The sequence below is a fragment of the Sphingobacterium haloxyli genome (assembly GCF_002980525.1).
GTDB classification, from domain to species: Bacteria; Bacteroidota; Bacteroidia; order Sphingobacteriales; family Sphingobacteriaceae; genus Sphingobacterium; species Sphingobacterium haloxyli.
In genome coordinates this window covers 36106-61953 of record NZ_PVBQ01000004.1, presented here as the reverse complement: position 1 = coordinate 61953, position 25848 = coordinate 36106, and the positions used below count along the sequence as shown (strand labels likewise).

Below are 25848 nucleotides of genomic sequence, written 5' to 3'. Positions count from 1 at the left end.
GACAACGCCGTAAGACCATGCAAAACAAACTGATCGACTACTTTTCAAAATTCACCAAGCTGACGGCGCCTGAAATAACAGCGCTAACCGACAGTATGGTCATTAAAGAAATCAAGAAAGGCCATTACCTACTAAAAGAAGGACAACGGAATAAAGACACCTATTTTATGCTATCCGGTTTGGTCAGGCAATATACCCTTACCGACGGGGAAGAAATCACAACCGGCTTTTTCAATGAAGGACAATGGATAATTTCGCTAACCAGTTTTACAGACAACCCCGTTTCCGATAGTTATTTGATCAGTGAAGAAACATCTTGCGTCGTTGTGGGCAATGAAGAAAAAGCCCAGGAAATCTTTAAACATTTTCCGAGATTAGAAACGGTTTCAAGGGCAGTAATGGAAACCGTGTTTGCCGAACAGCAAAAGACGCTTACCTCCTATCTGACAGAAACGCCTGAACAGCGGTATTTGAGGTTATTAAAAGAAAGACCTGCTATATTCCAAAGAGTGCCTCAGTACCAAATTGCCAGCTATATCGGCGTTAAACCCGAATCCCTAAGCAGAATCAGAAAGCGATTAGCTGCTAGTGATTGACCTTAGTGATAACTACGCCGTTGTTAAAACCTTTGGTAACTAACCAGATACTCAAGAGAATTTCAAATAAGCCCCCAGGGATAGACAACATGACTCCATAAGGCTTTCCAAATAATTCCAATCCGCAACCCACAATAAAAATTAGGTATCCCATGAAACCCCATATGGGAAACAAAACGGGAACAAGCCTAGATTTATACAGCAGGTTGCAAAACACCAGTCCGCCACAGCCCCATAGTATCATGCCTAGCTGATAAGCGTAAAAATTCCCCCTTGAAGACAAATCTAAAATCATACTGAATAAGGAAGAATCATGTTGGTCTGTTTGAACTAAAGTTTCACTTATTGAAATAGGCAATAAAAGGAAAATAGCCCCTAAAGTAAGCATCAGTGTCCCAAAAGAACCTAACAACAGGTAAAAAATGGAAAGACTTTTGTTTATCGATTTAAGGACATTGAACATAACGATCAATAACCCTAGGTTAAATAAAGTGTGCAAAATGGCGATTAATAACGCGCCTATAATCAAGGTTGTCTTATTTTCAACTGTTTCCATTAGCCCCATACCAATTGCATAGGATACGAATGAAAGGATAAAGCATATTCCGAATAGCCGAGCTGAAGTTATTTTCATTGTTTTGCTTTTTATATGTTTTAGCAAAATTGACGTATAAAACGACCAAACTCATTGACTTCGGTTAAGAAATGAATTCTTCAAATTTCTCCTTTCGGTCTAAAAATCTATCTTTGGTCCTTGGCTCGGTGCAGATATTCTATAGAAGCAAAAACGAGTTTATTAATTAATTATGCATTATGAAATGGAGTATCATAACCGTATGGATGATCATGTTTTTATCAAGCTGTAATAATCCTGAAACCAAAAAGACTGAAACGCATGAAGAAGGGTATGAAACACAGCAGATGACCGACATCAGCAATACGTTAACTGCCTTTATTAAAAGCGACACACGTGCTTTAGACAAGATAGATAAAGACCTAATAAGTGAGGATCTCGCAGGTTTAATCTCAAAAGCCGCCGCCATGGAGAAAATCGACGCAATCAGAGTCGCTAACAGCAATGAACCGACCAATAAACCCAGATTGATTGAGGGAGATATTTTTAGCAGTCTATACGAAGGGGCAGAGCATTTCTCAGTAGAAGACATAAAGAATCTGGACGATAAGGCCATTGTTACTGTGAGATTCAGTAATACGACATTTAATGAAAAATGGGATGACGAAATCGTCTTCGTCAAACAGGAAAAATGGGTGATCGACGATGTAATTTTTAAAAGTTATGATCCTGCGTTGCCTACCACCAAAGCGATTTTGCAGGACTTTATCTCCAAAAACTGATACGCGGCATTTTATTGACACTAATTTTGCCCTACTACAGGCAACTTGAGTAAATAATAGCTGCCCACAAGGCGCTGAAAGCTCATTTCTGCCTGGCTCAGTAATATCGCAGACTTTTCTCTAAGAACATCCATGCTTAAAATCGTTCTACAGAAATAACAAAAATACCAAAAATTGTATTTTCAGAAGTACAAAAAACTTACCGAATCCCCTAATCTCTGATATCCACGTGTAATACTTTAAGAAATGAATTCTTCAAATTTCTTCTTTCGGTCTAAAAGTCTATCTTTGGCGCGTTAATTAATCTAACTTTATGGATAACATCCGTGTGTCCCTATTATTTATTTCGTATTTCAACATGAAAAAACTTTACATTTTAGTTTTAGTAGCTTGTTTACTTGCTACGGGTCGGTCTTATAGTCAAGACAGTAAATTCAATATCTCCGTCCATACCCAATTGGGTACCACCAAATTTTCAGGAGCTGATCATTCTTCGGTGGAGCTGAAACAGTTTGCCATTACGCCCCGAGCGACATTTCGTATCGACAAAGTATGGGCAATTGGCGCACTCTACAATTACCGTAGCGCTGAAGAGAGAATATACCTTGTGATCCCGGGAGCGGGTGGAGGAAATGCAGAGACCAAAACAACAGAACAGTATGCCGGCGTCCTTGTCCAAACCTATCTTTTTGACAACGGAAGATTCGCGGCTTTTTTGGAAGTAGACGGCACCATGGGAACCTCCAAAACGGAAGTTCTATCTGGTTTGGACGGCACGCCTACCAAGTCTGACTTATATTCCTCGGCATTCCACGCTGGCGGACGGTATACTTTTTTCAAAGGGCTCGGCGCAGAGATACGTCTAAACCGTTTGGCGGGTTATCGCAAACTAAAAACTAAGGAAACCGACACAGAAACCAATCAGTTCGACTTATTTAATAACGTTCTGAACCAGGTTTCCGTAGGGCTTTCTTATCAATTTTAGGTATCCCTATTATAAAAAACACCCGGAACGCACGCTCCGGGTGTTTTGCTTCCCCACCCGGCCTCTAGCGGGCGGTGATCCAAAAACTGATACAAAGCACTTATTTCTAATCCTATTCAGGTACTAAGGTAATGAGGAAATACCCCTCCTTCTGCTGATACTCCACGTCATCCAAGGTTACTTGTTCGATTTTTGTCCCTCCGCAGCCCTTATTGTTTCTTGCCTTGACCAAGAATGAGAAAGATTTTATGGTCGATAAGAATTTAAATTGTTCGACCCCACCTGACCAACCCACGCTATACAGTGTGACGCGATCATCTACTCCAATCGTATGCTCTACGAGCTCATTTTGGTCGTTTCCCAATTCTTCGCGAAACTCGAAGTTGTCGTTATGCAGCTGACCGGTAGTAATCAAGTTGTTTCCTTCAGCATCCACGAACTCAAAAACGACGGGCTCCGGAGGGGTAAAACAATCTTGTTTTTCGCATGCTGTCACCAATAGGCAAAGACATGCAAGTACGAGGTATATACGTGTAGTGTTCATCAAATGATTTAAACGCGTTTAGCAAATTCCAACCGAAAAATATGGAAAAAAAACGAGTTTGTAGAACTGAAAAATTCATTCCGCATGAACTTAGTTCGTGTTTCATGAATTAAGTTCGTGCATTTATTTGACCATCTCTCATTTTTCCCGAAAGACCGGAAGCCGCTCCCAGAGCGGGATGTACGGCTTTTGCGGACTGGCGGATTTCAAGTTCATGCTTAGCTATCTGTAATAAAAAATCATAAAAACCTTGATTTTATAATCGTTTTTCATGTTATATAATTATTTTTCATAATTATCTGGACGTATCCCGACGATTATCGGGACGGATTCATCCGGATGTCATGGCCAGAACAGCCGCCTTTCCGTTGTTAAAAGATTCAAAGGCTTTCTCCACTAACCAGTTTTATATATTGCAACATCCCTGTTTCTGCATCCAGCTGTGTCACGTGTACCGTGCTTGCCGTAAACGTGTTGACGACCCGGGATGAGCTCCCGTCCACTTCCAATATGAGGTAGGTTTTGTTGGTATCGTTTCTTTCTTTCCATTCTGCCGTTGTCGGGTAAGGGTCGCTCCATGTAGCGAGGTACAACGCACGCTCGCCCTCGGAAAATGCCTTGATAGATGAATATACGCCTAAGGGAACAATTTCCTCCCCCCTCGGGCTAAACAACCCGAGATGTTCTTCAACACCCTCCGGGACTTCCTTTTCTTGAGCGACCAGCACATGTCCGGCTTTTGTCACCTCTATTTTCTGGTAAACCGGCGGCAGCAGCTCCTCACCTATCCAGCTAACAAGGCTATACTTTTTTTCGACCACACCGGCCGTATCTTGCGTGGTGTGGAGACACACAAAACCGAGGGAAGTGATCGTCGAGATCAGTTTTTTGCTCCCAGCTACGGTTTCGGTAATCGGGAGACGAACATCGCCACTTAAGCTGTATTGCATCGCTCCTTCGGTTGGTTCATCGTCTGCCGACAGTACAGCGAAGATATCGAAAATCCCTTTTTCTTTGTTTCGGTACACGCCACCATAGTGCTTTTCCAACATAGGCATATCGGCTGGCTGCGGAAATAGGATAACCCCGTTCACGAAACGCAGCTGACGGTGCTCCGCCGGAATCAGGATATCGTTTCCCTTTTTTAACCCGTTTTTTCCGTTTTCCGTAAAGAATCGGTAACCGAGCCCTTCCAGATACTCGTCTACTTCGCTGCTTTCCCTACGTTCGTATTCCCGATATAGGGAGGATGGCTCTGGTATCGGGGTTGAGTCGGGCAGGGATAGTATATGTTCCGCTGTCTTCACTTTCTCTTCCGCAGGTTTATTACGAGCCTCCTGGAGGAATGCGTCGATCTGCTGGAGTTTATCGTGTGGAAACCCGTCACTGTAATCGCTCGATTGTCTGGAGGCCAGTTTATTGAATTGGCTATCGTAAAGGTCGTGTCTCCCCTTTTCAGGCGAAAACAGAAATGGATTATCTTCAAACTGCTCGTAAAAGCTGCCTTGGGCCGTGTCAATTTCGCGAAAAACCGTATAAAGCGGAAGGTGTTGATACCCCGTCAGCGGCAGGAGATACGTATACCGGTGCGGTATAACTTCATTCCCTTGGCTATCGATTAGCCCAGCGAAAAATGTGCTGTCGCGCGATATATAATATGGTTTCCCGTCGATTTCAAGCATTTGTAAATCAAGGTATATCGGCGGAACTGTATAATCGCCCTGCTTGTCTATTACGCCGCGGAATTTGCCCCGATACACGATTGCTTGCCCGTACTTGAAGCGCGCTGCATAATCGAATGAAAAGGCGATGCGTGTTTTTTGGTTAACATCTATATATCCCCATTGCCCGTCAAGCTTTACCGATGCCAGTCCCTCGGAAAATCCGGTAGCATCGCAATACGTAGGCGGTATGTTGTGGTCCTCGCCGTTCACACTGGCAAAACCAAAGGTCTTTTCTGTGCAATTTCCGTAAGACGTAAAAAGCTCCTGTGCGCGTGTAGTCATTATGCTTATGGATAACAAAAAGACAATACAAAAATTCAACCTATTCATCGGCGTAAAAGTAAGTAACCGACCTGATTCAAGCAACTTATCGCACGCTACATATTATCTACAATCGTAAAAAATTTGGTTTTTTAAGTACTACTACCTAAAAAATATTTCTCCGCAATAATTCGATGAATTCGGCATAACGGTTCGGCTACTTTTGTATCCGATGAATACCATTTTAATTGCGCATATTTTCGTCGAAGAAGGTAAACGGCTACGACGTATCGCCGTACAGGACATCCGATACCTGAAAGCTGCGGGCGACTATACCGTGGTTTACCTAGACAAGGGCGAGTTTATAAGTTCGTCAGGTATCGGATCTATCGAACAAAAACTCGATCCATCCCGCTTTATGCGGGTGCACCGTTCGTTTATTGTCAATCTGGAGCACATCGACGCCTGCCATCGAGATATCGGCAGGCTCTACCTTATTATGAAAAACGGGCAGCAAATCGGGGTAGGCAAACGTTATATGCATCAAATCAAATCGTTAATACTGTAATAATGGGGTATTCCTAGAGGGTTAGCCTTTGTTAATTTTAAAATTAAGCACCACACTGCTTGATGGGGGAACCTCACAGCCTTGTACCGCTATTGGAAAGATCCGGCCCGAAAAAGAACCTTCTATATACTGGCCAACACCCGTCAGCGTAGCGGTTCCGTTAAATATCTCCTCGTTTTCACAGGTGCGGTAAAAACTAATAGAACTACGTCTTTCCCCTCCATGATATGTGGTGTAATACAGCACAGCCTCCCCGCCGTCGATGCCGCCAGGGTATGTACCAGGGCCCGTACCAAAGCACTGGAGCGTCAGACTTATCGGAGACTCGTCTCCGCCTAACCGAATGTACACACTACCGTTGACAAGCTTAGCATCATGTCCCGTTTTGGATAGATCCTGCTCTACGCCATTCACGATGAGCTGAACGAAATTTTCGGGTACCAGGCGGATGGTCGTCAATAAAATAAGCTTCCCGAACTTTCGCCTACCACCAGGAGCCCTTCGGTCGCTGATGTAACCGTTCTTGCTCTCCACTTCGACCTGTATTTCCACATTCGTCGCTCGCTCTATAGTGGTCGGGGCTGTATAAACCGCGTCACCGGGTACCATTTTGGTGTTGATTTTCGGCGATAGTGATCCCGGGCCGGAGATAATCTTCCACCCGCTCACCGTCAGATCCTTCGAAAAACCGATATCGTCCATTGCCGCTAAGGGAACGCTATCGATGTGGTTTGCCGGCATGAGTTCGCCAAGTACCTGTTCCAGCAACTTCAGATTAACCGTTTCACCCGCACCTACCGATTCTTTATCTTTCCGCAGCGACAAGAGGTCAAACCACACCCAATCGCTGAAATGGGTTGTTTCAACCGTCAGTCGACCTTGCGGAGCATCCAGCTCCGTAGAACTACCGCACCATACCCCGTCGCGCCGCTGGAAGGCCACCATGCGTGTCGCTGGGTTACCCTCAGCATCCGGATCATACAAAAACGAGAGCTGGACAGGTTTATCGAAGTGGATACCCTCCGGAGTCAGCCGGAATGCCGGATTAGTCGACCCCTCGTCAAGTGTATTGCCGATGGGTTGGATGGCGAACGTCGTCAGTTCGTCCACGGCGCCGGGCGGGATTTCCATTCGTACCATATCCCCGTACAACAGGACGCCGCCATTGGGTCCGATCGCTGCCGAAACGGCATCGCCCACAGGCTGTCCCTTGGGTTTAACTACCGGTTCGCCGAAAACGGGGTCGGGTTCTTCCGTAAATGGTGCGTCCTTAGTGCAGGAGGCCGCCAGCAGGAGCGGCAACATGAATACAAATCGATATACGGTTAACATAAGCGAATTCATAGGCTTTTTTTATGCAAGTATCGGTGATTACCAATATTTATTTTCGTCCATTTCGACGAACAATCGATAAGCGCGATAAAGGGCTGGAAAAGACGGTAAGATGCGTACCTTCCGTTAAGAACTCCATTGATTATTATATCGTTTTTATTACATTTGCTTAGCTACGCCTATATGAAGCGTACTACGCAGTAAACATCTACAAATCTTATAAACAACTATGAAAAAAAACGACATCTGGCGGTATATCCACAACTGGAAAGGTATGCTTGAGCGCCATGAAGCCCCTATTATCTTAGAGCGCCTCTATAGCGATAAATCCCATTTTGATTTTTGTGTATTGGATTTTATGAAATCGGGCGCAAAAAACGTCCATGTGTACCCCGGTGTATCAGACGATTATAAAAAACTCCGATTTTTTGTACTATCAGAAACCTTTGATCGTAGTACATACCGGGACAGTATGGATCACTATATCTATGTATCAAAACCGCTAAAAAGTACCGATCAGGAAGCAGATTTAAAATCTGATATCAGTGAAAGGGAAGCCCAGAGACGTATTGATCGTTGGAACGAGACCTTTAGCGGCAAAGTTATTGATCCCGCTATTCTAGACTTGCTAAAAGTGCGGTGTTTTATCATTCCGATGGAGGATATTTCGACCTGTGTCAATAGCGCATACTTTGCATTTAAGGTCGATAAAAAGACATCCTTATGGTCTATGGATTTGATTATCCGAGGGTGCTACGACGATCAAGACGATGCGCGTTCGGCACCGCAGGCGTCTTACGATACGATCCGCCTAGTGCCTCCGTTTCCCCCAATAACCGAAGAACAGCAATTTGAAATCTTGTTTGATTAAAACATCATGTCAAATTGGATACAATGGCTGGATGCTGCAACGTGGTCCATTCCCATTTTATTGACCCTAAGCCTTGCAGCTTTAATCTGCTATAGGAAAGCGGCCAACCCATGGGATTATTATGTGTTTGCGTATCTGGCCATTGCGCTTATTGTGGATCTATCCAGCCGATACTGGTTATCGTTTCATACCGATAATCTCGTTTTCGTACATTTATATGCCCTGGCGGAATTGACGTTGGTGGGCATCATGTATATGCGGTTTTTCCTTACCCGCCTACGAAAAATCGGGTGGCTACTGCTATTCGTCAGCGGAAGTTTCGTGACCTGGGAATTTGCGCATCATATCCTGCGGGACACCGATCAAGACTTTTCATACTATCAATCGTACAGTCGCGTAGTCGTTTCGGCGACGCTTGTCGCCTACGGACTTATATCGCTGTTGCAAAGGGTTCGCCGTTCCGAGCGGATGGATAATCAAAAAGTACGTCTGATCGTGGCATTGACCTTTTATTACAGCTTGAATTTTATATTCTATCTTCCGATCAATTTTTTCGTTACGGCCCATACCCATTTCAAATTTTTACTTTGGGCTATAAACTTACTGGTTACCAACGTATTTTATATCTATTTGACCCTATACCTATGGCGCTTTGGCAAAAAGAAGAAACCATTATTTTCTGGATAATCGTTTCCTTGTTTTTTATCTCCGCTATCTTGATCTGTTTTTTTTGGCTATTCTATCGGTATCAGCAAAACATGTATCAACAAAAAGTAGCGCATCTGGAAAACGAACACCGGTTTAAGGAGTCATTAAGACTCTCCATGCTGGAGAGCCAAGAAAATGAGCGTGCCCGGATAGCTCATGATTTGCACGATTCCCTAAATGGTCATTTAACCGCCCTACAGTGGTCTGTAGACCTTGACGTCGAGCGTCCGAAGCTGCAAGATAAGATTAAGTTTTGCATCGCAGAAGTACGACGTATATCCCACAATCTCTACCCGCCCCTGCTGGAAGACACATCATTAGAAACGCTGCTTTCCCATCAGGTACAACATTGGATTAGCCGTTACGAAATCGATTATTATATCGATGTCCGTACGCAGCAATCTATATCAAACCATGTAAAACTACATTTTCTTCGCATCATCCAAGAACTCTTCGTCAATAGCGATAAGCACGGGCACGCTACTCGAGTCCGCTTACATTTACGGATTACACCAGCCTCCCTATGTATGGCTTATTGTGATAACGGGAAAGGTCTGCCGCCTGGATACCAAGCCGGATTAGGCATCAAAAGTATCCAAAACCGGATAATGATGATCGCGGGACAATACAAAACTAAATCTTACCAGGGTTTTCAGTTTATTTCCATTTGTTCCGATAATAAACACCTCTATAAACAAGCCCATTCATGACCACTTCCCTACCAAAAAAACACCGACTGGCACTGGTTGATGACGATCTTTTGCTCATTGATCTGTTGAGTTCCTATTTAAAAAACTTCGATCGGTTCGAAATCGTTCTGCAAGCCTCCGACGGCAATTCCTGTCTCGAGCGCTTAGACGCTCTGGAAGATCAACACCCAGAAGCTTATATTATTGATTTGAAAATGGAAGGAATGGACGGGCTAACCCTACTCGAAAACATTCAAGATCGCTACCCCGATGCGCATATTATTGTTGTTTCCTCCCATTACCACAACGATACATTGGGCTTTATGATCAAGAAAGGTGTAGCCGCTTTTTTACCTAAAGGTGTTTCTTTAACAGTTTTGATCGAAGTGCTTGACGAAGTTATGCAAAGAGGCTTCTACCTGCTACCAGATCAAGTCGGTATCCTGAGGAAACAAATATCCCATAAGGTATCTCCACCGCGGCTTGGCAGCGACCTATTAACCTCGCGTGAGCGCGATGTACTTATTCGACTGGCACAACAAAAGACGGCCAAAGAAATCGCAGATGAACTATTTATTACCACCCGAACCGTGGAAGGCCATAAGAACAATCTGTTTGCAAAAACCGGCGCGAAGAATTTAGTCGGTTTGGTCCTTTACGCCATCCAGCAGAAAATTATCGATCCCGATAGCATCAACATATAGCGTACCCGTATTTTTACCTCTTTCCTATAGTCAGGTAATTACTACCTGAAAACACCACTCTATTACTGCAAACTTTGTGTATGCCCAATCCAATATACGGGCGGGGTAAAGACATTGTATTGAACAAACAATCCTATGAAAAAATGAGATCAACTACCATTAACACACAGCTTCCCCAGGCCGACCAGCAAAAGATAAAGCAAAGCTTTATATCGCTGGCGGAAATGCAACGGATACAACTGCCCGAAGCCCTCCTTGACTTAAAAAAAAATCCGCCACCCGGAAGAAACTGGCATTTTGGACTCGAACATTATTCCAGTGATCAAGATTTTCGAGAATGGACCGGCATCAAAGACGCAGACGGTATGTTAGTAACCGCATTGATTGAACACCCCATGCATGCCTTTTTAAAAGTCTGGGCACTTCTACGAACCTCCGCCGTCAGTGAATCAATTAAAAAAAGGTGGTATATCTTCGTCTTGGCCGACCTACTCGAACGACTGCGCACAGCCGTGGGCCATATGTTTTATCACCAGTGCATCTATACACTACAAAGCAAGCTCGATTATCTCGATCAACAGATCAGCTTAGGAAACCAGCTCCATGTCGAGCGGCAGGCCCACCAACTCTATACCACGAGCCTCCAGTTTGGCAACGACATCGAGATCCTATTGTCATCAGCCCTTTCCAACGAGAAGGCTAATGGTATACCGCAGACTATAAACGATCTGGCTGGTGGCTATGCGCTGACCGACTTAAAAACAAACGGCTTTAAAGCCGTCATGAACTGTATAATAGCTAGTATTCAAAAATAAATCCCTTCCCTCATGAAAAACAACAGCTCCGATGCCCCCGTGGGCACCATCATACCCTATAGTGGCGATGCCAAAACACAACGCGACACCTTAAAGGCAGCAGGGTGGCTAATCTGCGACGGCGCGGAATTATCACAAACAGAATACAAAGAACTATTCGACACCATTGGTCAGGCGTTTGGAAGCCCAGCCGACGGTAGATTTAATATTCCGGATTTCAGAGGTCTGTTTCTGCGAGGCGTAAGCGAAGATTCCGGCAATGACCCGGATGCGGCCAGCCGAACAGCACTTCACGACAATGGAAACGCAGGCAACACGGTAGGTTCCTTTCAACCTTGGGCCACCGGAAAACCTCGTAAGGACTTTACCGCGACCATTCCCAAAAACAAGATCGGAAATTCTAAATTGGACAAAGGAGCATGCGTCGACGATGCTGGCAAATACCGCGATGAAGATGGTTATGGCGACACAGACGGCACAGGTGGCGACAAAGAAACAAGACCAATTAATGTATACGTCTATTACCTGATCAAATGGAAAACAACGACCAACAGTGGAGGACTCGCTACACCACCCGTAGGCACGGTCATGGCGTATGCCGGTCATGCTATTACAGCCCTCGCCAGCAATTGGGCAAGCTGCGAAGGCGCAGAACGCCAGCGCGTGGGTAAGTTTGAATCGCTATTTGCAGCCATCGGAACCGCATTTGGGTCTACCGGTGACAACAAGTTTAACCTACCCGATCTGCGTGGCTATTTTCTCCGTGGCGTGAACATGGATGCCGAAAACCGCGATCCCGAAGCCGAGGGCCGGGAAGCACTTCAACCAGGAGGAAACACCGGCAACGCGGTGGGCTCAAAACAAGCTGACGCCACCGGCTACCCCGTATCCAAACCGTTTCGTACCGCCATTCCCCACCTGCCGAACCAATCCGGAGCACCTGCTATGTCAGGTTTAGTCAAAGACGTCTACAAGTGGAATAAGAACTCTTCCGGTCCTATTGCGCTAACGACGGGTGGCGGCGACGAAGAAACACGCCCAATTAACACGGCCGTCGCCTGGCACGTGTTATATCAGCAGCTCCTGTCCGATGACTGGCCCGTGGGTACCATTATCGCCTACGGGGGTAGCACATTGCCCGAAAACGATTACTGGTTACCGTGCAAAGGTCAAATCTACCCGCAGCATACATACAGCGCGTTATACGCGGTGGTCAAAAATCTGTACAACAATCCGGATCAAAATATCCCCCCTGATGCATTTCAACTTCCCGACCTACGTGGCAAATTCTTACGTGGAGCCCAAGGCGACACCCAAGACGATGAGCCTGTCATCGGACAGACGCAACCCTACGCCACCAAACGTCCCGGCACGCCGTTTAGTGCCAGCTTTGACCATCTACCCACATCCTCTAAAGGGACGCACGGTGTCACCAGCAGTAATAACACAGCCGACAATGGTCAATACGAACAAAGCACCTGTACCGACGGCGGTGATGCCGAATCCCGTCCTATCAACGTAGCTGTCCATTTTTATATCAAAGCAAACAAATAATTCCTGTTATGAACGACAAAACAACATACAGCAATATCGTCACCGTCAGTCACCAAGGCCGTGCCGTGTCCTTCGTGTTGAAACAGGCAGAAAATACGAACGAAAGTACCACCTCCATATGCTTCAACATCCTGGATCCGGATATCGCCTCCTCGCACGACGACCTCGATTGGCAGACCTACCAAGAATTGCCATTTCCGACAACCGTGAGTATGGCCGGGTTCAATATCCTTCGTATCCCGGAACCCACGTTAGGCGCAACCTCGACTTTTCGGGTAGTCACCGACCAACACTATATATATATTTTCCGATGCATCGATAATCAACTGTACGCCAATCGCTATGTCCTCTCCGAGCAGCCCGCAACGGTTAAAAACAGTGACAACAACCTTAAAGCTCGGCCGAACTGGATATTACAACCAAGCTGGGAAGTCCGGTTCCAACGTAGTGAAAAACCAGACACGCCCCTAGGTCCTAAAGACAACCAAAGCTTTGTGGATATGGACAATACACCTTTCGAGGAGCCTGTTTGGGTACTTCCGCTGACACCCACAGGTGAAAAAGTCTCCATTTCAGGCTTTGACGTACAATTGTTGCCCACCGCGACACCCGATGAATATGCCTGGCAGATCGCTCTGATAGCAGAAGGCAAGCTCTTCACCTACTCCATCATCAAACCCGCAGGTGGATGGTTCCAATTTGACGACGACCAGTTCGATCCCACTGTGCAGACCATCCGCCCCAATGTGGTCCTATCGCTAACACAACCCAGCAGTGGCACGCCGAGTGCCCCCATCACGCTCATCGGTCAACCCTCAGCATGCCTGTACAACAAACAAGAACAGGTACGCACGGCTAACAACGAGCAGCTCAAACTCCAAAATGCCTACCGCTATATGCTAGCCTGTCAGGGTGCGGTCGCGGCTCCGGAAAACGAAACAGCGCATGGTATTGTGGTTCTTGATTTCGCGGTAGCCGAAACCGGACGACTGGCTTACCAAAACACGTACAACGCCACGCAGACATTGGCAGCAGGCGCCTTGAATGCTCGACAATTTACCCTCTCTTTCAATGGCTGTGCTCAGTTGCTTATTCCGTCCAACCCGGCCTTAACGCTCGGACCGGCATTCACGCAACAATGCTGGGTCATGCCCAAAGGCACCACATTGGATAAACAATACATCTTCGGTGTAGCGCCGGGCACATCAGCTGCCAACTATCCCCCCGTAGTTTACATTACCAACACCCTAAAAATCGGCGTCGCGTTTGGAGATGGCAAGAATCTACTCTCGGCCGAGACCAAGGATAATGTGCTGGAACTGGACACCTGGACAAACGTAATTGCCTGTTACGATGAAACTGGTTACCACCTGTTGATCAATGGATCGGAAGTAGCACTGGAAACCACGGTCGATTTTAAGGGAAAGACGCCAACTCAAACCGTATTGACCGTCATTGGGCAAGGCGCTGACGGCGGCAACTTTACCGGAATGCTGGATGAAGTACGGCTGTGGCAGGGCAATCAGGCGGCCGTAGCAAAGAAAAATCTCTTTAAACCACTCGACCTTCAGGAGGACCACCCTGATTTACTAGCCTATTGGCCGCTCAATACAGGCAAGGGACTGATTGCCAAAGATCATTCTAAAACCGGCACACACGACGCCACCTTATCTGGCGCGCGCTGGGTACCCGGCACCCCGCCCCTGAAACTCCCTACCGGCGACAGCAGCAGCATGGACGAAATGGGACTGACAGTGAACACCGGCATTGCGCTCCCGGTAGCCGACGACGATGGTTACACCCTTTTTGGCGCGATCAAGCCGGATAGCACACCGTTTTTATTGAGTGGCAAAGACGGGCTAATACATCTGTATTACCAAGGCAACAACGATGCCTTCCTTGCAGCACAATATGACACCTCGATCTCCCGGCCGGTGTTTGGTATACCCTGGACAGCCGGACCCGCTTCTGCAGATGCCGTTAACAGCGGCAACCTGCTATTTATCGGGCGACAGGCCGGCACGCTGCTCAACAACAGTGTCGTGCAACTCGCTAAAACGGCTACCAATTTGTACAGCTTAACACTGGACGACAACATCGGTAATAACGAGACGTGGCAGGGGCTACTACAGCGTGCAGATTATGTGGCAGCTGTACTGGAAGAACATTACACCAACGATCCACTAAACCCCGATGTGCTCGATAGCAACACGGTATTCTACGATAGCTTAGGCGTATATAAACAAGGCTTTTTGGCTGTGGGAGATCCACTACAACACGGATTTCTACAAATAATCAGTACGCAGTCCGATGGTATAACGGTCGACAAAGTGGAAGTGAAGGTAGCCGAAGAGGCCACCACCGCCACCGTTACATTGTCGGGCACCATACCAGGCAACCCCGAAAATCCATTACACATCCAAATCAACCATGTGCCGACGGATGTCACGCTATTTTCACAAGTACTCAGCGACCGTTCAAGCACCTACGATTACACCGCAGGCGCTAATAACGACCCGAACAACACCGCTTGCTATCAATTGCCCACCGATGGACCGGATGGACTCTTGCTGGTGCCGAGCAAGGAAATCAAAACAACCACGCTTTCAATAACAAACGGAAACAGCAAGACGACGTGTACCGTCAAAATATCCCTGCAATACAGCGATTCAACGAAACCCGAAACTGTAGGAATTTGGGAAAACATTAACCGACAGCTTGGCCAACTAAGCGAAATCATCAAGAAAAGTGCCGACGGGGATAATAAAATCGTCGCGGACCACATCGCATTCCAGTGTCCAGCTCTAGCGCAAGATCTGCCCGTCACCAACGTGGCGGCAGCCCCGAAAGCTGGCTTACGGGCTTTATTGGCGTTTATCCGGGTGTTTACCATCGGCGCCAATGGATTGGTCGGCAACGCGAGCCTTCCTTTAAGCCAAATACAGGGTGTAAAGAGCAAAGGGTACGCCCTCAAACAACGCTTAGCCGTAAAAAAGACAGCACCGGGATCGCCCCTGTTTGCTGTCAGACTTGATCGGCCAGCAAACAACGGCTATCCTCAACTATTGACAACGGACAAAAACGGAGCCGCCACCGCCCTACCTTTAAAAACGGGGGTAAACGGCGGTTGGCTCGATATAGCGCCATCATCAGCGCTAGGGCTACGCGGCAAACATTCGCTGATCACGATCGATAATAGCGGAAGTCAGTACCAACGGCTGAACCTTCAACAGGCACGGACATTGGAAGCTTGGACATACCCCACCCTTTCCAACGATAAGTTGGCTAGCGACACCAACCGCATCCTACACCTCGATATCGAAAATGGCGTCGATAAAAGCCAGAATATGCTGGGGCTAAAGCGCAGCGACATGCTCTACCTGATGGGTAAGGGCAAGCTGGAAGTAAATGATGCGGATTGTATGGACGATTCAAAAAGAGACAAACGCTTGTTTCCTAACCAAGATAACTATGCCGTACAGCTCTATATTAAGCCCGCGTTGAGAACAATTGAACCGGATCGCCCAGCACCGGTTTTGACGCTTACCTTCAAAAACGGCGAAACAACCGATCAGATCGAAACACTACACCTTGACCCTACAGGTAGGTTGTCTTACACCGTTCAAACAGGCAGCTTGGATCCTGTAAGGTCAGCATTTACCCAAGACATAGCCGACAACAGCTGGAGCCAGATTACCGTGTCACGCGCAAACGGAATTCTTTCGTTTTTTATCAATGGCTCTTCGTCTGGAAAAAGTGACACTACCCGTAAGCCCGAGGGCAATAACCATGTGGTAACCGTTGGCGGCAACGCCCAGTCCACGGAGGGACAGCTAGAAATGGAAATGGGGCTTAACCAATTTTCCCTATACCGCGACAGTTTGTCCCCACAGTTTGTCACCGACCACTACCACCGAGTTTTACAATCGAGTGCTGATAACCTGCAACTGCTTTGGCGGCTGGATCGCCAAACGAGTAACGGATCCGTTGTCAATGAAGCGATGACCACACAAGGTCTGTACGGTACAAGCTTCGATACTGAAAAGTGTATATGGGAAAGCCTTGGCGTATTTAAATATGCTTATGCCGCTGTTGGTAAACAAGCCGTCGTCACCGAAATGGCTGCCGTACCGAACAACCAATGGACGCATCTGGCCGCTACCTATCAACCCCATTACGGTGTTCGATTAACCGACGGAAACTATGCGGATTGCGGCGCAAACAACGGCCTTAACTTCGACAAGGCATTTGCAGCCTCACTTTGGGTGAAAGCCGATCAAACGACCAAGGAGAAACAAGTGCTGCTCAGCAAATTTGGGGCAACAGAAGACGAGCAAAGCTATGAGATTGGCCTGCAAGATGGTAAGCCCTACCTAACAGTTCGCTGCAAAAACGCCACCGATAAAGCCGGCAATGCCTTACCGCTCAACAAGCAATATATAACATGCCGATCCACGAGTCCGTTGACCAGCACAGAAATGACACATCTGGTCTTTACGGCCGAGCTCATCGAAGTCACAGAACAGGTGGAGAACGTCGCCCAAAACCAAAATGGAGAAAAAATCAAGCAGCTGGGCACATCGATCGAAAATTACCACCGGTTAGTCTTGAAATTGTTTGTAAACGGTCAGTTAGTTGCTACGTTTCCAGACGATAGCGCTCCTCATGCCGCGATATTGTATGGTAACGTCCGCTTTTTTGACTCCAATACACCATTGAATATGGGTCGGACACGGCCCGATGCGGAAGCGTCTGAGCAAGCATTCTTTTCGGGTACGATCTCGGATGTACTGTTATGGAATAAAGTGCTTGGAAAAGAGCAGGTAGCTACCTTATATACAATCAAAGAAACTCCGCAAGATGGGCTTACATCAGCGTGGTATTTTAACGAACAAAATGGACGCACGGCCTATGATAGCGTATCATCAAACGATGCCGTATGGTTAAGCAACGAGGAGGAAATGTGGGTTGTGGTCCATGATAATGCCACCATGCAACTGCTCATTAACGGAAAGCTGACTACAGGCATCAATGCACTTCCAGGCGATTTCGGCGGCTATATGACGCCGCAAGCTGCCATCGGCGGCTGCATAAACGATAGTGCCGTGGTCACGAATGGTTTCGAGGGCTATCTAGAAGAAGTACGGGTCTGGTCGGAGCGCCGAACCAACGAGCAAATTACCGATAACATGAACCGGCATGTATCGGGATTGAAGACACATTTGGTCGGTTACTGGGCCTTTGATACCGGATCGGGCGATCGATGCGTCGATGAATCGGCTTACGGCAACAACGGCATATTTAAAATTGATACGGATCAAGCATCTCCTTATTGGGTGCCATCGACGGCACCGGTCGCAAACGAAGGGCCAGGGGTCCGGAATGCCATGGGAGGCCTTGCCACCGATGCACAAGCATCTCTTCGCTCGGGGCCAGCCGCAGTGGAATATGCCGATGTGCAGTATGATGCAAGTGGCCAATCATTCAGCGTCTTAAAACGTTGCTATCTGTATATCGATCAAGACGGCCATATCGTGCACGCCTCGGGGTATAAAGTGGGCGATCTCAACATGGTTTACCTAGGGCAGGTCCAAACCAACCCATCGCTGATTGGCTACGTGGAGGGCGCACCACCGCTGCCCAGCGAAAACCTCACTAAGCCCTATTACCTAGATCCTACCAAGCCGTCGTACTTCGCGTACAACAACAGTTCGTCGGTGGCCTTGACACAGCAAAAAACAACCGCCTTCCGCTTTTCCGGATCCAAGCATACCGGTAGTCATCTGGCTTTTAACACCAAGCTCGGCGGTGGCGTATCCTTTGAAAAAAAACTAGAGGAAATCATCCTGATCACCGACATCATAAAAACTGAAGTCATCGGTAAAGCGACATTCGGATTAGGATGGAATGAGAGCGAAGATACCGGCAGTCAATTCGCTGCCCAGCTACTATCAGGCAACGTCAACACCATGTATAACTGTGGCGACTGGGAGCCAGACGACGGCGCGGGTATGCTCCTTAAAAACGGTGAAAGGCGTTTTATCCCGAACAACGAGGGGTATGCGTTAGTCAAATCGGCCACAGCGGATGTTTATACGCTGCTACTGCAAGACACCGGCGCCCTCATGGGCACTACGATCGCCCCCAATACAGAGATTCCGCCAGATGTCAATCTGATTTATTTCCCGTTGAACCCAGCGTATGTGAAAAATGGCACATTGGATGGCAAAGTAGGATTAAAAAATGATCCGGACTATCAAAATGCCGATGTACAAAGGGGTAGTTACTTCAAGCCGACCGAAGCCTATGCACTCAAACGTCAGATTGAACGGAAAGACCAGGAATTACTGGCCCAGTATCAGCAATTCGACGCGAAAAAACGGGGCAAAGACCGGAATTATAAACTCGATAATGATATTTCATCCAACGCACTTTACGACTGGAAGCAGGGGGCGCCGAAAAGAGGCATGTACAGTACACACGTCTGGACTGCCGCCGGAGGGCTCTATCGTGAGCAGCAAGGCTATGTCAGCCAAATTGAGGAAAATTACGGTGGTTCATACAGCTTCGACTGGTCATTGGGGCTGACCGCAGAAACCACATTGGTATTTGGGGGAGTGGGTTTCTGGGGCGAGTTGGACCTCAACGGGGGTACGCATATGAAATACGAAGTCAGCAAGGCAAAAGAAGAAACGTCTGCTATATCGTTGGATATCCAGGCCGATCCTGATGGTTTTTTGAACAAATACTTGGGCAACGATCCGAAAAAACCCTTTTACACGTCTAAGTCAGAGCCAGGAAAGGTCGACACCTATCGCTTTATGACGTTTTATCTACCCCCGGACAAGGGAAACTTCGACGAATTTTTCGAAAGAGTGGTCGATCCGAGATGGCTGAACCTATCTAACGACCCGCGAGCAGCAGCACTGCGGGAAGCTAGAGCCAACACCAATCAGAGTTGGCGTGTGCTGCATCGGGTTACCTACGTTAGCCGGATACCGCCTGAATACGACGTCGCGCCAAAGGAAAAGATCCCTGATACTGATATTGCGCCAGCAAACGCACAGGCGAACACCTTATTGTTCGAACTGGTGACACATCACATCAAGAAGTTGCAATTAGCGGCACACTACGCGCCCGCGCAGATCGGTCAGGCCGTTAAAGATGTGCTCGACAAAGACTTGGTCAACTCGCTCCCACTCTGGAAAACTTTCAGAGAAAAAGCATCAGTGCCTAATTCAACGGAAGCCAACCAGTACATGACATTGTACGACGATATTGTTGCCTATATGGATGCTTACTATCAATCAATAGACAACTAGAATAACAAATTTTTTAACTTTTAAACTTATATGTTATGGGACAAGGAAGTCACATTTTAATTAAAAACCAAACAGATCAGGATTGGGTATGCTTTCATAACCACCAGTATCAGATGGACGGCTGGGGATTCCCTGAAAAGATTGAATCGGGTTCGGTTGTCAAGGTCTATGTAGAATTTTGTGAAAATATATTTAAGCACGAGCATGACGATGCCGGTGAAGTAAAATACAAATTTGGTTCAGATACGTCCGCCAACCCAAGCTGCTATCTTGAGTTCGGTGCAAGCTATAAGCACGATAGGGACGTCTATGTAAACTTGGTTAATATACCAAGTAACGGAAATCTTCTAAACAAGACCATAGACTTAGGATGGGATCACGATGGGACTATGCCTTTTGCCTTGTACGGTTCATCTGGAGATTACATGTTGATAGATCCTTCCAGGTGGATGGAGCAGACTTTAAGTCGTATAGGGGGTTTTCCACTTAAAGATATTTCGATCCCGGGGTCGCATGATGCTGGGATGTATACACGAAATGGTGGAACGGCGTTCGGGCGGGACTGTAATACATTAACGCAGACTGGCTCCGTAGGCGAACAGTTGGCCAATGGCGCTCGCTATTTCGATATCCGCCCTGTTATCGCTGCAGGGAAGTACATGACCGGGCATTACAGCAAGATTATAGATGCTACCTGGCAAGGGGCAAATGGCGAGTCCATATCCGATATAATCAAGGAGGTCAACAGCTTTACAGAAGGTAGGAAGGAAATTGTCATTCTTAACCTTTCCCACACCCTTAATACAGATGTCGGCAATGCCAGTTATCGAAAATTTAATGATGAAGAATGGACCACGTTATTCCAACAGTTAGCTGGCATCAATAAGTTGCTGTTTTCTGATAAATCCGATCTTACCCAAATCAAATTAAACGATTTTTTGAGCGACGGCAGTAAAGTTATCATCGTGGTCGAAGGTGTGGATAGCAAGAAACTTGGAGAGTATTACAGGAAAGGCTTTTATACGACAAAAGAGTTTAATGTATATAATCGTTATGCCAATACGAATGATCTTTCTAAAATGATCAACGATCAAGTTGATAAAATGAAGGCGCATAGCGATAGCTATTTCTTGCTCTCCTGGACACTTACCCAGTCTACATCGCAAGCAGTCACCTGTTCGTCCAGCATCTTGGATCTGGCTAAAGAAGCCAACGCAAACCTCGATAGGGTTCTTGATTTTGTATCGCCTTCTTTATATCCCAATATCGTGTACATCGATAAATTTGACGATACACTGGCAACGATGGTGGTTTTAAAAATAAATGATGGGAGAACCTAAAAGGTCGATAATTAAACCCACCCGAAGCGCGTGCGCTTCGGGTGGGTTAATCAACATCAATATAGAAAACCAAATAACCATAAAGGAATTTTGCGGTGGAAACCGTGCGTTATATCATCTGACACGATATAGGCATTATCCAGCCCTTTGACTTGCTTTCCTGTCTTATCTTTCCCACCTATTTCAAAGGTATATTTATTATTCACCGTAAAATCTCCTTGTTCGGCGTAATTAAGGTCGTAAGCGTACCCCACTTGGTTCGCAAAAAAGGTTTCACGCAGATTTCCCCGATTGGCATTCTCCTCCGCCAGCAAGTAAAGGAGGTTGGTGTTTTCAAGATAGACCTTAGCTGGTTTTTGCAGCGCACTTATCCCTTCTCCAGATCTGAAGAGATTACGAGTTAGTTCAATTTCATCTAGATAATGCAAATAGGACAACAGGGTATTTCTATTAATCCCAATCTTTTCGCTCAATTTACTCACGTTAGGAATAAAGGGTACTGATTCTGCGATAACCGTTAACAGCTGTTTAATTTTAGCCACATAGGCTAGATCAATTTGGCGCAATAACGGCAGTTCGATCTCCAGCATCATATTCAAAACCTCTCCTAAGCGCATAAAATAGAGATCCGATTCTTCTTTATAATAGGGATAATAACCGTGCTGAAGATAGTTATCAAAGTGCTGAAAAGGTTTAATTTGCTCATTCACCTCCCTTGCTTTGTCGGTATGCTGAGCTAACAAATCGGCTAAAGTTATCCGTTCAAACCGAATTCCAGTCTCTATTCCCAGATATTCCCGAAAGGAGAACCCCTGCATATTATAAATAACAGCTCTTCTACTTAGATCCGCACGTGCATTTAAGATCTCCAACAAAGACGATCCTGTAAAGACGATTTTTAATTCAGGATAATCATCATATATATTTTTCAGTTCCTGCGCCCACCCGCTATACTTATGTACCTCATCTAAGAAGATATATTTTCCTCCTCTTTGTTCAAAATCTTTCACTAGATCTACTAATGAATTTGTATTGAACCAGATAGCATCTAGACTTACATACAGAACTTCATCTAATCTGTCAGACAAATGCAGCTTTATATATTGCAACAGTAGTGTCGTTTTGCCGATCCCCCTCGCTCCTTTTATACCGATCAACCTGGCATTCCAGTTAATCTCCGCCATCAGGCTACGGGTAAAACCCACGTTGACGTACGCTAACTTCCGTTGGAATAATTCGATTAATGCTTCCATATTTGTTTACTGTAATAAACAAATATACACAAAATTGCTTATCAGAGTAAACAATTTTTAAGAATATTGTTTACTCTGATAAGCAAAATAGTTTTTTCAACACTCCGGGTGGTTCAATTTATGGATACTTTCCAACGAAATCAAACACCAGTTTACCCGCTATCCACGCTGCCCCTACTTTGTTGGGCTGTCCTTCCGGACCATGGTTTGTCGCTGCATCAAACTTCGTTCCAATGGCGCTGATGCCATTCAAAAAAGAGATGTCGCCTGTGGGGAAAGGAGGCGAATTATGATCATTTTCGGCGGCTTGCGGCCTTTCTGGTGTATACAGCCTTAAAAACAGATCATCGCTTTCGCTATAGATCGCGAAGGGTTTAATCGTGTTTTCAATGACAACCCAATGGAAATTACGGTAATAGCCTTTAAACTCGGGGTATTCCCAGGATTCTCCGGTAACCGTATTATTATACTTTTTATGCCAAACACCGTAATTGTTACCTTTCATTCTATTTTTCCAAACCCGATATGGGCCTCTTCCCATATATTTCACACCGGTCACCAGTTCTTCAGGAAAATCAAAGTTTATTCCCAAATAATCAAAGGCATTGTCGGGATCTCCCGTATAATGGTAATACGCGTAGTCCAATGTTAGCAGACCACTGGGGGCCAATTTATACTTTACTCGTTTCAGCGGGCCTTTATAACGTATTTCGACAAAAGCACTATCTCCTTCTATAGCGTGCTCCATGGAGACAAAGTCTGCCTTTCCAACGGCCGGTTGTGGTCCGTTCGAGAAAGGGATCTGCTGATCACCACTTTTTACCTGATGGATCAATCCGGAGCGTTTGTCAAAACTGATGGCTAAATCACCAGCTGTTAGCGTTACGTCGCCATCCGTTTCCGTCACCTGTGCCTTTGCCTCGGCACGCGATTCGTTTATCCATTGTTTGTTGATCGTTTTCACCGACTTGAGTGGCCAAGTCCATGTATAGAGTTCTCTTCCGTATAGATCTGTCGCCTTTAGCGTTAAGAGATCGGCTTGTTCTTTTTTTTGCTGATCGAAAGGGATTTTAATCGTCCCGTGTTGTTTAGGCTGCAAATCGGGTCCAGCGAGCGATCCCTCTTCCAAGACCTTGCCTATTGTATCCTGCTCATAAGGCGAAGGCAAGGTGCTGAGTTTCCACTGAAACTGCACCGTATTTAAATTGGTGTAAAGGTAGCGGTTCTCTATTTCCAAGTCGCCATCAAAATGAGTTTGTAGTTTTTCGTGGTCGATATAAACAGGCGACCAGATTTCCTTGATCGTATAAAAACTGCCTTCCTTTTCACGGTACGGACCTAAAATGCCATCGGGAGCATGGTTGCCATCGGTATCGATACGACCATCTTGATCTAGCCTAACCACGCCTTCATCCGCAAATACCCATAGAAAACAGCCGGCAGAAAGCGGATTGGACATCATCTTGTTCCAATGGTCGTTTAAACCGGCGCCATGCCCCCCATCAAACAGGCCATGCAAAAACTCTGTAGGAAAGAACACTTCTTTGCCATTATATAGCGATCCGGCACAGCAATCATAACCTTTATAGTGTTGCGTGTCGGTGCCTTCAAAAATATCCCAAGGGTGAATCACGATTCTATTTTGGGGGTCGTATTTGGCATAATCTTCCACGAGCTCGTGATTATTACCACCTTCATTGCCATTTGCCCAGATAACGATCGACGGATGGTTTACATCCTTCATCACCATCTCTTTCAACAACTTACGACCAACAGGCGTATCGTACTTTTTCTGCCAACCGGTTAATTCGTCGATCACAAAAAGGCCAAGTGAATCACATACTTCGAGGAAATGGCCATCGGGAGGATAGTGAGACATCCGTACGGCATTCATGTTCATATCTTTCATGAGATTGACGTCCGTGATGCTGATTTCCTTGCTCATGGTTCTACCGGAGGTGGGCCAAGCGCTATGTCTGTTGACACCTTTGAACATTACTTTGACACCGTTAACAAAAAAGCCTTCTCCTCGCTTTAACTCAACCGTTCTGAATCCAAACTTTTCGGTTTTGGTATGCACCACATTTTGTTTTGCATCGAGCAGCTTGAGCTCGACCTGATAGCGATTGGGAAACTCGGGCGACCAAAGGTCGGGGGATTCCACCTGTGTTCGCAGGCTTGTTTTCTCTGTATCTTTTTCAAGAGGCGTACGAAAAGGAGCACCTACTTTTTTTCCATCCAATGTTTTTATTTGGGCTTCCACCGTCTGATTTTTTTGATCCCCTTCTGTATATACATTGATCAAAAAGCTACCATCTGCCTTCGCATCAATGGCGGTCCATTCTATATGGTTATCCGGCACGATTTCCAGGTATACGGGCCGGAAGATGCCTCCAAAAACCCAAAAGTCCGACATACGCTCCGCTCTATTCACCGAGGTATCCGAAGAAATTTTCCGGACGGTTACCTCCAGCAGGTTTTCCCCGGACGGATTGATCAGCTTCGTAACATCGTACTTAAATCGGTAAAAGGAGCCTTGATGAATGGGACCTGCCGATTTCCCGTTGACCTTCACCTCGGTGTCGGTCATCGCGCCTTCAAAAACAAGCTTTACCGTCTTGTTTTTCCAGTTGGGATGCGAAACGAATGTATGCTTATAATAGCCAATTTCATTCTTCTCGAAATCTTCCTGCCAGCCATAATGATAGGTCCCAAAACCTTTGGTCTCCCAGTTAGATGGTACCGGTATTTTACTCCAGGTGCCGCTATTGGCACCACTGCTCACCATAAAATCCCAATCTACAGTATGGTCTTTATCGGTACCCGAAAGATAGCTGATCTCTGTGGATTGACCGCAGACGATGCTTATTGTTACAAAATGCAGCAGGTACATGGCCCACTTCGTTACATTTTTGATACTTCTTTTTTGGATCATGGTGTCTTTTTATTGCCAAGCAGGATCTTGTCGCATGTTGAGATTTGTATTTCGTTCGGTTTACATCTCAAATATATTAGTTTAAGTTCTAGCATGCAAATATTAAAACCACCCGAAACGTATGCGCTCCGGGTGGTTTTTATTATCGCCTACCCAATGCTAGAAAAACGGAAGATTGGTTCTGGAGGGCACCAGTATGATCTTGGTGTACGAAAGTATGGCTCTGTTGCTGTGACGTCATCGCTAATAGCCACGCATCGTCATTGTTAACCCGGCGCGAAACAAGCAAGT

19 protein-coding genes are annotated in these 25848 nt (G+C 46.2%); 13 read left to right on the top strand and 6 right to left on the bottom strand.

Annotated elements, in window-relative coordinates; translation table 11 throughout:
* The first annotated feature begins 17 nt into the window (after positions 1–17).
* Positions 18–596, top strand: coding sequence for a Crp/Fnr family transcriptional regulator (locus tag C5745_RS06015; protein ID WP_105716094.1), 579 nt, complete (start codon positions 18–20; stop codon positions 594–596).
* On the opposite strand, the gene C5745_RS06010 is transcribed toward C5745_RS06015, so the two are convergent.
* Positions 586–1230, bottom strand: a complete 645-nt coding sequence (locus C5745_RS06010; RefSeq protein WP_105716093.1) for a DUF4386 domain-containing protein — start codon at positions 1228–1230, stop codon at positions 586–588. The genes C5745_RS06015 and C5745_RS06010 overlap by 11 nt on opposite strands.
* A 179-nt stretch (positions 1231–1409) precedes the next feature.
* On the opposite strand from C5745_RS06010, the gene C5745_RS06005 reads away from it, so the two are divergent.
* Both C5745_RS06005 and C5745_RS06000 read left to right on the top strand, forming a co-directional pair.
* Positions 1410–1952 (top strand): hypothetical protein, encoded by a 543-nt coding sequence (locus tag C5745_RS06005; RefSeq protein ID WP_105716092.1) that lies wholly within the window; start codon positions 1410–1412, stop codon positions 1950–1952.
* A 358-nt stretch (positions 1953–2310) separates the two neighbouring features.
* On the top strand, positions 2311–2937 hold the full coding sequence (locus C5745_RS06000) for an outer membrane beta-barrel protein (RefSeq protein WP_165793030.1): 627 nt from the start codon (positions 2311–2313) through the stop codon (positions 2935–2937).
* Between the two features lie 112 nt (positions 2938–3049).
* Here the strand turns inward: C5745_RS06000 and C5745_RS05995 are convergent, their stop codons facing one another.
* Together C5745_RS05995 and C5745_RS05990 are read right to left on the bottom strand one after the other, a co-directional pair.
* Positions 3050–3481, bottom strand: a complete 432-nt coding sequence (locus C5745_RS05995) for a hypothetical protein (RefSeq protein WP_133166300.1) — start codon at positions 3479–3481, stop codon at positions 3050–3052.
* 380 nt (positions 3482–3861) lie between these two features.
* The gene (locus C5745_RS05990) at positions 3862–5487 is read right to left on the bottom strand and encodes a WG repeat-containing protein (protein WP_165793029.1); all 1626 of its coding nucleotides are present in this window, start codon (positions 5485–5487) and stop codon (positions 3862–3864) included.
* A gap of 211 nt (positions 5488–5698) precedes the next feature.
* Here C5745_RS05990 and C5745_RS05985 point away from each other — a divergent pair, with 211 nt between their 5' ends.
* Complete coding sequence (locus C5745_RS05985) at positions 5699–6034, top strand: LytR/AlgR family response regulator transcription factor (RefSeq protein WP_105716088.1); 336 nt, start codon at positions 5699–5701, stop codon at positions 6032–6034.
* Positions 6035–6055: 21 nt separating this feature from the next.
* On the opposite strand, the gene C5745_RS05980 is transcribed toward C5745_RS05985, so the two are convergent.
* Positions 6056–7378, bottom strand: a complete 1323-nt coding sequence (locus C5745_RS05980) for a hypothetical protein (protein WP_133166299.1) — start codon at positions 7376–7378, stop codon at positions 6056–6058.
* Positions 7379–7595: 217 nt separating this feature from the next.
* Here C5745_RS05980 and C5745_RS05975 point away from each other — a divergent pair, with 217 nt between their 5' ends.
* The 8 genes from C5745_RS05975 (at position 7596) to C5745_RS05940 (ending at position 21369) form a co-directional block, all read left to right on the top strand.
* Entirely contained in the window at positions 7596–8237 is a 642-nt protein-coding gene (locus C5745_RS05975) for a hypothetical protein (protein WP_105716086.1), read from the top strand.
* 6 nt (positions 8238–8243) lie between these two features.
* On the top strand, positions 8244–8924 hold the full coding sequence (locus C5745_RS05970) for a hypothetical protein (RefSeq protein WP_105716085.1): 681 nt from the start codon (positions 8244–8246) through the stop codon (positions 8922–8924).
* 71 nt (positions 8925–8995) lie between these two features.
* Positions 8996–9655: a sensor histidine kinase gene (locus C5745_RS05965; RefSeq protein ID WP_165793028.1), complete on the top strand. Its 660-nt coding sequence runs from the start codon at positions 8996–8998 to the stop codon at positions 9653–9655.
* Positions 9652–10338 (top strand): response regulator transcription factor, encoded by a 687-nt coding sequence (locus tag C5745_RS05960; protein ID WP_105716083.1) that lies wholly within the window; start codon positions 9652–9654, stop codon positions 10336–10338. The genes C5745_RS05965 and C5745_RS05960 overlap by 4 nt, the downstream gene beginning before the upstream one ends.
* Before the next feature lie 143 nt (positions 10339–10481).
* On the top strand, positions 10482–11153 hold the full coding sequence (locus C5745_RS05955; RefSeq protein WP_165793027.1) for a hypothetical protein: 672 nt from the start codon (positions 10482–10484) through the stop codon (positions 11151–11153).
* A 12-nt stretch (positions 11154–11165) separates the two neighbouring features.
* Complete coding sequence (locus tag C5745_RS05950; RefSeq protein WP_105716081.1) at positions 11166–12707, top strand: phage tail protein; 1542 nt, start codon at positions 11166–11168, stop codon at positions 12705–12707.
* Between the two features lie 8 nt (positions 12708–12715).
* Positions 12716–20029: a LamG-like jellyroll fold domain-containing protein gene (locus C5745_RS05945; protein ID WP_105716080.1), complete on the top strand. Its 7314-nt coding sequence runs from the start codon at positions 12716–12718 to the stop codon at positions 20027–20029.
* A 35-nt stretch (positions 20030–20064) separates the two neighbouring features.
* Positions 20065–21369, top strand: a complete 1305-nt coding sequence (locus tag C5745_RS05940) for a PI-PLC domain-containing protein (protein ID WP_105716079.1) — start codon at positions 20065–20067, stop codon at positions 21367–21369.
* 56 nt (positions 21370–21425) lie between these two features.
* On the opposite strand, the gene C5745_RS05935 is transcribed toward C5745_RS05940, so the two are convergent.
* On the bottom strand, positions 21426–22622 hold the full coding sequence (locus C5745_RS05935; RefSeq protein ID WP_105716078.1) for an ATP-binding protein: 1197 nt from the start codon (positions 22620–22622) through the stop codon (positions 21426–21428).
* 118 nt (positions 22623–22740) lie between these two features.
* The gene (locus C5745_RS05930) at positions 22741–25557 is read right to left on the bottom strand and encodes a glycoside hydrolase family 2 TIM barrel-domain containing protein (protein WP_105716077.1); all 2817 of its coding nucleotides are present in this window, start codon (positions 25555–25557) and stop codon (positions 22741–22743) included.
* Positions 25558–25650: 93 nt separating this feature from the next.
* On the opposite strand from C5745_RS05930, the gene C5745_RS20180 reads away from it, so the two are divergent.
* A complete protein-coding gene (locus C5745_RS20180) occupies positions 25651–25827 on the top strand; it encodes a hypothetical protein (RefSeq protein ID WP_165793026.1) in 177 nt (58 codons plus the stop codon).
* The last annotated feature ends 21 nt before the right edge of the window (positions 25828–25848 follow it).

Coding starts and splice junctions, on each gene's coding strand:
- C5745_RS05975 (WP_105716086.1), top strand. CDS start 7,596: ATGAAAAAAAACGACATCTGGCGGTATATCCACAACTGGAAAGGTATG.
- C5745_RS05945 (WP_105716080.1), top strand. CDS start 12,716: ATGAACGACAAAACAACATACAGCAATATCGTCACCGTCAGTCACCAA.
- C5745_RS20180 (WP_165793026.1), top strand. CDS start 25,651: ATGCAAATATTAAAACCACCCGAAACGTATGCGCTCCGGGTGGTTTTT.
- C5745_RS05990 (WP_165793029.1), bottom strand. CDS start 5,487: ATGACTACACGCGCACAGGAGCTTTTTACGTCTTACGGAAATTGCACA.
- C5745_RS05960 (WP_105716083.1), top strand. CDS start 9,652: ATGACCACTTCCCTACCAAAAAAACACCGACTGGCACTGGTTGATGAC.
- C5745_RS05930 (WP_105716077.1), bottom strand. CDS start 25,557: ATGATCCAAAAAAGAAGTATCAAAAATGTAACGAAGTGGGCCATGTAC.
- C5745_RS05950 (WP_105716081.1), top strand. CDS start 11,166: ATGAAAAACAACAGCTCCGATGCCCCCGTGGGCACCATCATACCCTAT.
- C5745_RS06010 (WP_105716093.1), bottom strand. CDS start 1,230: ATGAAAATAACTTCAGCTCGGCTATTCGGAATATGCTTTATCCTTTCA.
- C5745_RS06015 (WP_105716094.1), top strand. CDS start 18: ATGCAAAACAAACTGATCGACTACTTTTCAAAATTCACCAAGCTGACG.
- C5745_RS06000 (WP_165793030.1), top strand. CDS start 2,311: ATGAAAAAACTTTACATTTTAGTTTTAGTAGCTTGTTTACTTGCTACG.
- C5745_RS05965 (WP_165793028.1), top strand. CDS start 8,996: ATGTATCAACAAAAAGTAGCGCATCTGGAAAACGAACACCGGTTTAAG.
- C5745_RS05940 (WP_105716079.1), top strand. CDS start 20,065: ATGGGACAAGGAAGTCACATTTTAATTAAAAACCAAACAGATCAGGAT.
- C5745_RS05985 (WP_105716088.1), top strand. CDS start 5,699: ATGAATACCATTTTAATTGCGCATATTTTCGTCGAAGAAGGTAAACGG.
- C5745_RS05935 (WP_105716078.1), bottom strand. CDS start 22,622: ATGGAAGCATTAATCGAATTATTCCAACGGAAGTTAGCGTACGTCAAC.
- C5745_RS06005 (WP_105716092.1), top strand. CDS start 1,410: ATGAAATGGAGTATCATAACCGTATGGATGATCATGTTTTTATCAAGC.
- C5745_RS05970 (WP_105716085.1), top strand. CDS start 8,244: ATGTCAAATTGGATACAATGGCTGGATGCTGCAACGTGGTCCATTCCC.
- C5745_RS05980 (WP_133166299.1), bottom strand. CDS start 7,378: ATGAATTCGCTTATGTTAACCGTATATCGATTTGTATTCATGTTGCCG.
- C5745_RS05995 (WP_133166300.1), bottom strand. CDS start 3,481: ATGAACACTACACGTATATACCTCGTACTTGCATGTCTTTGCCTATTG.
- C5745_RS05955 (WP_165793027.1), top strand. CDS start 10,482: ATGAGATCAACTACCATTAACACACAGCTTCCCCAGGCCGACCAGCAA.